Annotated in this window: 9 protein-coding genes; 5 read left to right on the forward strand and 4 right to left on the reverse strand. The window is 36.1% G+C overall.

What is annotated here, in order from left to right; all coding sequences use genetic code 11:
- The 4 genes from K9N40_12145 to dnaA form a co-directional block, all read right to left on the reverse strand.
- On the reverse strand, window positions 1-223 hold a 223-nt coding region (locus tag K9N40_12145; protein ID MCF7815219.1), incomplete at its 3' end, for a hypothetical protein.
- 11 nt (window positions 224-234) lie between these two features.
- Window positions 235-1,509, reverse strand: a complete 1,275-nt coding sequence (locus K9N40_12150; GenBank protein MCF7815220.1) for a hypothetical protein — start codon at window positions 1,507-1,509, stop codon at window positions 235-237.
- 25 nt (window positions 1,510-1,534) lie between these two features.
- Window positions 1,535-1,726 (reverse strand): hypothetical protein, encoded by a 192-nt coding sequence (locus K9N40_12155; protein ID MCF7815221.1) that lies wholly within the window; start codon window positions 1,724-1,726, stop codon window positions 1,535-1,537.
- A 55-nt stretch (window positions 1,727-1,781) separates the two neighbouring features.
- Window positions 1,782-3,122: a chromosomal replication initiator protein DnaA gene (gene dnaA, locus K9N40_12160; protein ID MCF7815222.1), complete on the reverse strand. Its 1,341-nt coding sequence runs from the start codon at window positions 3,120-3,122 to the stop codon at window positions 1,782-1,784.
- 480 nt (window positions 3,123-3,602) lie between these two features.
- On the opposite strand from dnaA, the gene K9N40_12165 reads away from it, so the two are divergent.
- The 5 genes from K9N40_12165 to glnA all read left to right on the forward strand — a co-directional run bounded on the left by K9N40_12165 (window position 3,603) and on the right by glnA (window position 9,204).
- Window positions 3,603-3,770: a hypothetical protein gene (locus K9N40_12165; GenBank protein MCF7815223.1), complete on the forward strand. Its 168-nt coding sequence runs from the start codon at window positions 3,603-3,605 to the stop codon at window positions 3,768-3,770.
- Between the two features lie 590 nt (window positions 3,771-4,360).
- Window positions 4,361-5,326 (forward strand): hypothetical protein, encoded by a 966-nt coding sequence (locus tag K9N40_12170; GenBank protein ID MCF7815224.1) that lies wholly within the window; start codon window positions 4,361-4,363, stop codon window positions 5,324-5,326.
- A gap of 277 nt (window positions 5,327-5,603) precedes the next feature.
- Window positions 5,604-6,782 (forward strand): tyrosine--tRNA ligase, encoded by a 1,179-nt coding sequence (tyrS, locus tag K9N40_12175; protein MCF7815225.1) that lies wholly within the window; start codon window positions 5,604-5,606, stop codon window positions 6,780-6,782.
- 130 nt (window positions 6,783-6,912) lie between these two features.
- Complete coding sequence (locus K9N40_12180; GenBank protein MCF7815226.1) at window positions 6,913-7,563, forward strand: site-2 protease family protein; 651 nt, start codon at window positions 6,913-6,915, stop codon at window positions 7,561-7,563.
- 216 nt (window positions 7,564-7,779) lie between these two features.
- Window positions 7,780-9,204, forward strand: coding sequence for a type I glutamate--ammonia ligase (gene glnA, locus K9N40_12185; protein MCF7815227.1), 1,425 nt, complete (start codon window positions 7,780-7,782; stop codon window positions 9,202-9,204).
- The last annotated feature ends 77 nt before the right edge of the window (window positions 9,205-9,281 follow it).

The raw sequence follows: 9,281 nt of genomic DNA on the forward strand, positions 1-9,281 counted from the left end.
TTGCTTCTTGTGCCAACATTGTAAGTCGAATCCAATCTTGAACTATTTCTTCTTTCTGAATTTTTGTCATGTCGTTCCACTGCTGCTGGCTAAAGTTTGCTTTCAAATCTTCTATCAGCAATACTTCATCATTTACCTGCGCAACTGCATAATTTTCATCATCAGTTTTCTGGCAGGAAAACAACATTATTAACAACAAAATAAAAGAAACAGTCCTAAACATAGATTCTCCTTTTATTCTTCAAGATAAGGCGGTGTGAATAATATTTCTATTTTTGGATCAATCATAAATTCTGTATGTTTTAAGTCATAACTTTCATATAATGACCTAAGCATTATCCCGTAATTTTCATATTCGCCTGCAACCAGATTTTGCACAATTGAAGTTATATTAATTTTGAAAGCATCGCTGGTTAAACTATCATAAGAACTGGCTATGTAAAGATCTTCGTAATCATCATCTCCAATCAGCGGTTTAGTTGGATCGTTCAGATTCAAAGTATCGGAAACAAGAATAAAGGGATCGATATTCATTCCTGTATCGATAGGATAAGCAGACGGTAAATTGGGATCGTAAGCTAAAACCAGATCAGCCCGATTGATCGTGAGACGCTGCAAATAAAGAAGAGTGTCATCAATAGATGTAGTAAATGTGTCTGCATCAGCAAAAATATTTGCCGGAATATCAAATTTCATGGTCATACGAATGGGCTGAATATCAGAAATTATCAAACGATCCGGGAAAATCGCATAATCATCATCGGTAATTCCAATGTGAACATCGTGAGTCGCAACTCTGTAAACTGTTGCAATGGTGTCTTCAACTGTTTCCTGATAATCAAAATAAATTTTTGGTGCATTATCATCGTTTTCGGATGAATATATTTCCACAAATTTATCTGCATCTTCCGTGAAAAAAGCTAATCCATAATTGATGCTGTCCTGCAGAATCCATTCTTCTACCAGATCATCAGGAATTACAATCGTCAGTGAATCTTCATTTTCCAAGGTAATATCAAGATCATTCAGTAGCTCAAAATCATCACCATCGTTCAAAGAAAACTCTGCATTTGTCCAGCTGGTGGAATCTGTCGGTTCTTTCCAGGTTGCTGTACTTTCAAACCAGTCGAGGTTCATCTTTCCAACTTTTAAAGTTGTATTATCTATCACATCAAAATTGTGATTTTCTCTGATTCTTAAGACAATTTTGGAATTGGTGATTTCCTGATAAAATGTATCTACAAGTGATGTAAACTTTAGCAAAGTAACTAACTGATTATCAGACTCATTGCTGTAATAGTTTCCCACTAAAAGCTTATCGGAATTATAATTTTTCAAACTATCTTCAAAACTGTAAAAATTTGAAAACTGATCCGATCCAATTTCTATTTCGATTGGTGTAGGACCTTGCTGACCACCAGTTCCCACCGGATTCTTTTTATCTGTACATCCAATTATTATTAAAATTGTGATAAGGCAAACTGCCAAAATTTTAATACCTCTTTTCATTAAATCTCCTTTTTTATATATAATATTAGTATTTATCGTAGGCTGTGTGTATATGGTTATAAGTCTTTTCCAAACGATTTATCTTGTTTCTTTCCAAAGGATTATCGGTTTTGTGTTCTAGTGGATAATTTGTGGATTCGTTGTTTTTAACTTTTTGTTTATCCACAATTTTTTTTTCTGCGTTTTTTATCCACGAGTTATCTACACTTATTAACATATTCCCTCGTGGATAAGTGGATAACTATTATTGCAAAGTTCTAATTTCATATTTATCATCTCTTTATTTCATTGATAAGTCTTTCGATTTGGATACGTAATTCGCGGTCGTTTTTAAATTGATCTTCAATGGTTTTTTTGGCATGCAGAACAGTAGTATGATCTTTCCTTTTATAATATTGAGCGATCTCTTTTAAAGAAAGCTGCGGAATCAGCAGGTTGGAAAGGTACATGGCGATCTGGCGCGGGAAAGAGATATTTTTCTTCCTGGTTTTATCGAAAATTTCATTGGAAGTTATGTTGTAGGCATTACAAACTTTCTGCATGATATTTTCCAGGTTCACTTCCTGAATTTTATCGGAGATCATATCCACCAGAATTTCACTGACGATATCGACTGTGATATCCTCTACATCCAAATTATTGTAGGAAGCGTAAGCTAAAATTCTGATGAGAGATCCTTCCAGCGCGCGTACATTACTATAAATATGTTCAGCAATAAAAGCCAGAACTTCATCCCGTAGATTTATTCCTTCAAAATCAGCTTTCTTTTTCAGAATGGCAACTCGCGTTTCAAAATCAGGACTTTTCAGATCGGCTAAAAGTCCCCATTCAAAGCGGGTAACAAGCCGTTGTTCCAGTTCAGGAATATCTTTGGGTGGTCGGTCGCTGGTAAGAACGATTTGTTTTTTCTTTTCGTAAAGTGCATTAAAAGTGTGAAAAAATTCTTCCTGCGTTCCTTCTTTTTTGGAAAGGAAATGAACATCATCAATAAGAAGCACATCAAAGTTGCGGAATTTATTGCGGAATTTCGGCATGGAATTTGTGCGGATAGCATTGATCATTTCATTGGTAAACTCTTCGGTAGTAATATAAAAAACTTTTTTATCTACATGTTCTTCCACCACAAAATTGCCGATAGCCTGCATCAAGTGAGTTTTTCCCATACCGGATTCGCCATACAGAAAAAGAGGATTATAAATATTTCCTGGTGATTCTGCCACAGCCATGGAAGCTGAATGGGCAAATTTGTTGTTGGTTCCGATCACGAATTGAGCAAAATTGTAATTGGAATTTAGTTTTGTAGGATGATTTGTTGCAGCATTCACAGGAATTGGATTTTCAAATTTATTGCTTGTTTTCGGCTTCTGAGCTTGCAATCCTGTAAATTTAATTTTGTATTTACTGCCATAAAGATTAAAACAAATCTCCGAGATCAATTCACTGTAATTTTTATTTAGATAATCTGCAATGAACTGAGTAGGAACTTTCACGATAAGTTCATTATCGGAAAGATCGATCACTTTCGTTTCACTGAACCAGGTATTAAAACCCTGTTCACTAATATTTTCCTGTAATGTATTTAAAATTCCCTGCCAGAACTCTTCAAAATCAATCATATTACCAATCCCACGTTTTTTATCCGTCAAAATCCACAAGTTATCCACAACTTATACACAAAACTGCGAGTTATACACAAACTGCTGTGTTGATAATGGATTACCTCAGATTTATTCTTAGAATTTTTGAGTTATCCACATTACACAAAATCGTGTAAACCACCATTAATACACTAAAACCTAACCGAAATTGAAAATGAAAGTAGATTTGTCAAGCAACGAAAATGAGCAATATTTTTTATCGAATAATCTTAATATGATGCTAATTTAATATAATAAAATACTTTACGGAACAAATAGAAAATAAAAGTTATCCACAAAGTGTGGATTAATATGTTGATAAATATGAAATTATGACTTTTTTGTGGATAAGTGGAAAATGTAGATAAAAAAATAATTTGTTTTAAATTTATCGGTTGACATGAAGATTTGAAAAATGAATTGTGCCAATCATAATAAAAAGGAAAGGGGTGTAGTATGAGTGATAATGCTGGTGCTGATTTACTGAAAATAATAGTAAAAATAATATTATGGATAATTAAACTTTTACCTAGTTTGATTAAGTTAATAATTAAAGGTATTAAATCTATAATCAATTCTTTCAAGAAAAAAGGAAATATTGAAGAATCACCTGCAAAAAAATAGAAATTTGACGAATTGATTTGAAACAAAGAATGCTATTAATAATTTTTTTGGTATGAATAAATGTCGCAGAGGATAAAATTGTATCTTCTGCGATTTTTTCCAATAAGAGAGAAGTAAAAAAAAAAGTTGATTAGAGGTGAATTATGAAATCAAAAACCTTAATTTTAGTAATTGTATTTTTATATATTTTTAATTTATCTGCACAAGAATCCGATAAAAAGATTGAATGGACAATCCGCAAAGATACTCCACTTTTATGGGATACTTATCAAGCAAAAGGCGATGCATATCTCGAATTGAAGACAATTCCCAGAGGAAGTAAAGTTTATCCGCTTGCTCATAAAACATTAGTTTATTTCAAAGTTGAACTTCCCAGCGGAGAATATGGATATGTGAATTATCTGGATATTAACGATTCCTACTGGGTAACGAATCCAGATTCCGTTGAAGCATACAAAGGAGATGTTTATAAAAGCGAGTTCGATGTTTTACCTCCCAATACAAGAGCTTATGTGATGAAAGTTGTAAACAGTGGAGTTTACAACATTAGGATAAAAGACGGCAGGATCAGAAATGTAAGTCGTCATAAAATGTATTCTCCGTTTTTCGACAGTTTACCGGAAGTTAGTCAGGGGTATTTCAAAATTTATACTTTCAAGAAATTAGAAAAAATGCTGATTGGAGAAGATGTTTCTGCTGCTTACAAGAAGCTGGGAACAGCAGATGCTTTAGTTTATAAAAGTACTGATAGATCAATTTCAGAGATTTTCTTCAGTCATGTAATTGCAGTTGAAGATCAAAAAAGGCATAAAGGTATAAAATTAATTTCCCAAAATAATAAAATTGAAAAAATTGAAATCGTCGGTGGAGCAAAAAAAGCAATTGCGGAAAGATTACCATTGGCAGGATTAATCCACAGCATCAATTTGAATAATATTTTTCATGGAAATAAAAATTACTTCATAGAAGAAAACAGCAAAACACTGATGGATTTTTTTTCTGGTAAAGGCTGGTTTATCAAAGTTATTGGAATTATTGTCTATATTATTGTGCTTTTCTTATTCTTTGCAATTCCACAATTTCTATCCTGGCCTATTAGAAGGCTGATATCTGCTATAAAATTTCTGGGAAATGGCATGGTAATATTCCTTAACTTCCTGATCCTTACTTTTTTTGTATATTTGTTTTTCTTAGCTCTAAATATTTATATTGTCATCGATCAATTTATTTTCATGCTGATTTTTACGCTCATTCCCTGGTTTATTTTTATTAAGAGAAACAGAAGTAAAATTCTATACAATCGCTGTCCGCGTTGCCGGACTATGTGGAGTGCGGTTGATAAAGGATCTACTTATAAAGGAAAATCCAAATCTAAGACTTGGAAAACACGCGATGAGTATTCGCATACTTCGGGAAATACCAAATACTATAAACGTCATTTGGATGAAGAGATCACAACAACAAAACATTACGATGATCACCGACGTTGCCAGAGATGCGGATATGACTGGGATGTGGAAAGAGATGAATCTTCCACGACGACAATAAGGCATTAATCGAAAGAATTGCTCGCTGCTCTGCATCGGAGTTTTCCAAATTTTCTCTCCTGTTTGAGGGGATATCCGGTAGTTGCCGGAGAGGGGTAAAGAATGAAAATTCTGTCTTCTTTTTCTCCAAGTCTCCCTGTCACAAAATCACAAAGTCTCAAAGTCCCATTTTGGGGTTGACAGTAAAAACACGCTTCAAGCTATTGGAATACTCTGATTTAAGAAGGTCGGAGCAGATAAAAATAGTGTTTTAAAACATGAGGTTAACATGAAATTTGAAGAGGAAATGAAGCTTGTTAAAAAAGGCGTGGAAGAGATCATTACCGAAGAAGAAATGATCAAAAAATTCCAGAAAGCAGAAGATAAAAACAAACCGCTTCGCATCAAATACGGTATCGATCCCACCGGTTATGATGTTCATATCGGTCACTTGGTTCCAATCCGCAAAATGCGGGAATTTCAGGATATGGGGCATCTCGGAGTTATTATTATTGGCGACTTTACGGCACAAATTGGAGATCCCACCGGAAAAGATGAATCACGTCCACCTATCACAGCCGAAATAGTGAAGAAGAATGCCGAAAAATATATGGATCAACTCTACACAGTTCTGGATGCCAATAAAACCGAAGTTCGCTGGCAGACCGAATGGTTTGGCGATATGATGATGTCTGACGTTTTGCGTTTGATGGGAAAATATACTCTGGCACAATTCATGGCGCACGACACATTCCGCAAACGTTATGAAAACGGACTTCCTCTGGGAATGCATGAAATTATGTATCCCATCCTGCAGGGTTACGATTCCGTAGCTATCGAAGCCGATGTGGAACTTGGCGCAACCGAGCAGAAATTCAATATTCTGGCTGGAAGAGACATGCAGCGTTATTTCGGTCAGGAACAGCAAATCGCCGTACTTTCTCCAATTTTGATGGGAACAGACGGTAAAGAAAAAATGAGCAAATCTTTGAATAATTACATCGCTGTTTTCGATTCACCAAAAGATAAATATGGCAAAACAATGTCTATTCCTGATGATATGATCCTGAACTATTTCAATTATGCCACTAAAGTTTCACCTGAGGAAATCGATAAAATTGCACAGCAGCTTAAAACTGATTCGGTGAATCCAAAAGTAATAAAACAGCGTTTAGCTCGGGAAATCGTGAATTTATATCATGGTGAGAAAAAAGCCAAAGAAGCGGAAGCCGAGTTTAATAAAGTTTTTGCCAAAAAACAAATTCCCGACGAGATGCCGGAATTCAAATTAACTGAACCCTCCATGAAGATCATCGATATTTTAACTGCCAGTAATACCTGTGCTTCTGGGGGAGAAGCTCGCCGCATGATCAAACAGAATGCGGTCAGCATCGATGGTGAAAAAGTAAAAGATATTTTTGCGGAAGTGGATAAAGAAGTTACTATAAAAGTAGGAAAAAGAAGATTTTTGAAGGTAACGCAATAATCTTGATTGCAAAATTTCTGCTAAATATAATTTGTAGCAGGAGCTGCGAATTTGATAACGTGCACTAAATTATTGTCATCTTGGGTCCCGATTATTTACTCGGGAAGGGATGACAGAAATACGAGGAAAGATGGATTTTTTATTACAAATAATCATACAGCTTCCAATTCTGCTGATCTCGCTGACTATTCACGAGTACAGTCACGGATATGTAGCTTACAGATTGGGAGATGACACCGCCAAACGAGCTGGCAGATTAACGTTGAATCCCATTTCACACATCGATCCTTTGGGATTGATCATGTTGTTTATTGCTCGCATCGGCTGGGCAAAACCAGTGCCGATAAATCCGTATAACTTTAATGATCAAAAGCGTGATATGGCGATTTCTGCAGCAGCAGGTCCTCTTTCCAATTTTGCTTTTGCCATTATTCTTTCTGTTATTTTCAACCTGATCAAAAGAGCAAATCCTGAGATTCTACACACAGCCAGTAGTGTTTCTCAATTCTGGCTAAGCATGCTGCTTTATGCCATCCTGATAAACCTTGCTTTGGGAATTTTTAATCTGATTCCTGTTCCACCGATGGATGGAAGTAAAATTCTGGGTGGTTTTTTAAGCGACGAAGCGTATTATAAATATACAGCTCAGGAGCAAAAAGGAGCTCAGATTTTGATGATTGTCCTGGTGGTTTCTTTTGTTTTCAGACTGAATATAATCGGAGCTATCATCATGCCGCCGCTCAATTTCTTTTTGAAATTGCTGACGGGAATAACGTTATAAAAACATAGAGTGAAATATCTTAGAGTCCCCCTTGAAAGGGGGTTCGTTTAATTGGAATTAGTAATTTCATTACAAAACCCCTCTATCCAAATTCTTAAAACTAAGAATTTGAATTTCTCCCCTAAAAAGGGGAGCTGAGATTCTTCCACTGAAAAACGTGAAATATTCGTCAGAATGACGTTCGTGAAAAGATTAAAAAATATTTGGAGATAAGTTATGAATTTGATTGATGTAAAAAAAATGATTGAAGAAAATGAAGTGAAAACCATCGATATGAAATATTCCGATCTGGTAGGGAATTGGTATCACATTTCTTTTCCGGTTCGCAGACTGGATTATGTTGTAGAAAACGGTATTCCATTTGATGGTTCCAGCATTCCCGGCATGAAATCGGTGGAAGCTGGTGACATGATACTTTTGCCCGACGTGAAAACTGCAATTATGGATCCGTTTACATATCATCCTACCGTGCGAATGCTTTCCTATATTTGTGATGCCGATACCAGGGTTGGCGTGTTGAAAGATCCGCGCAGTGTGGCAAAACGTGCCGAAAAATATATGCAGAAAACAGGTTTTGCCGATGAATCTTACTGGATTCCTGAATTTGAATTTTATCTTTTCAATGACGCCGAGATCAATAACAAAAAATCCAGTGCAGGCTACAAATTTACCTCTTCCGAAAATAAAGAAGATCTGCCCGGCAGCTACAAAGATAGAGACGGAACAGCAGTTTCCAATCGTAAAGGATATCACATCGATACACCATTTGATAAATATGCCAATATTCGAGAAGAAATGGTGCAGATGATCGAAGATATTGGCTGTCCTGTACGTTATCACCATCACGAAGTTGGGCTTTCCGGTCAGCAGGAAATTGAAACCGAACTTCTGGAGTTCGATACAATTACCGATAAGATGATGTATATCAAAGATATTGTTCACAATTGCGCTCTGGAAAATGATCTGACAGCTACATTTATGCCGAAACCGCTTTATGATGAAGCCGGAAACGGTATGCATTTTCATATTCAGCTCCGCAAGAAAGGCAAGAACGTTTTCTACAAAAAAGGAAATTATGCCGATCTGAGTGAGGAAGCTCTCTATTTTATCGGTGGAATTCTGAAACATGGACGCTCGTTAACCGCTTTCACAAATCCTTCTACTAATTCATTCAAACGACTTCTGCCCGGCTTTGAAGCCCCGGTAAAACTTTTCTTTGGATTGGCAAATCGCAGCGCTGCTATCCGCATTCCCAAATATGCCGTCAGCGAAGAAATGAAACGCATCGAATTCCGTACAGGTGACGGAACCTGTAATTATTATCTAGCAATGAGTGCGCTTTTGATGGCTGGTTTGGACGGCATCAAAAATAAAATTATGCCGACCAAAGAAAATGGTTATGGTCCTTTTGACGACAATGTATTCAAATGGAGCGAAGAAGATCAGGCGAAATTGTCTTCCATTCCCACCAGTTTGGAAGAAGCTCTGGAAGCTCTGCAGCAAGATTATGATTATCTGCTGGCAGGAGGTGTTTTCAATAAAGAACTTATTGAAAGCTGGATAAAAGAGAAGATGAAGGAAGTTGTGGCTGTGCGCAATCGACCGCATCCCTACGAAATGAATTTGTATTATAGTTTGTAAACTCACCCTGCTGTCCCTCTCTTTGTAAAAGCGAGGGAACAAGAGAAGAGCAAGAAGAAATATTTATAGCCTTCCGG

The sequence above is a fragment of the Candidatus Cloacimonadota bacterium genome (assembly GCA_021734245.1).
GTDB lineage: Bacteria > Cloacimonadota > Cloacimonadia > Cloacimonadales > TCS61 > B137-G9.

What these genes read in the sequence shown, in the direction of transcription:
- K9N40_12150 (MCF7815220.1), bottom strand. Translation starts at nt 1,509, where the DNA reads ATGAAAAGAGGTATTAAAATTTTGGCAGTTTGCCTTATCACAATTTTA.
- K9N40_12155 (MCF7815221.1), bottom strand. Translation starts at nt 1,726, where the DNA reads ATGTTAATAAGTGTAGATAACTCGTGGATAAAAAACGCAGAAAAAAAA.
- K9N40_12165 (MCF7815223.1), top strand. Translation starts at nt 3,603, where the DNA reads ATGAGTGATAATGCTGGTGCTGATTTACTGAAAATAATAGTAAAAATA.
- K9N40_12170 (MCF7815224.1), top strand. Translation starts at nt 4,361, where the DNA reads ATGTATTCTCCGTTTTTCGACAGTTTACCGGAAGTTAGTCAGGGGTAT.
- tyrS (MCF7815225.1), top strand. Translation starts at nt 5,604, where the DNA reads ATGAAGCTTGTTAAAAAAGGCGTGGAAGAGATCATTACCGAAGAAGAA.
- K9N40_12180 (MCF7815226.1), top strand. Translation starts at nt 6,913, where the DNA reads ATGGATTTTTTATTACAAATAATCATACAGCTTCCAATTCTGCTGATC.
- glnA (MCF7815227.1), top strand. Translation starts at nt 7,780, where the DNA reads ATGAATTTGATTGATGTAAAAAAAATGATTGAAGAAAATGAAGTGAAA.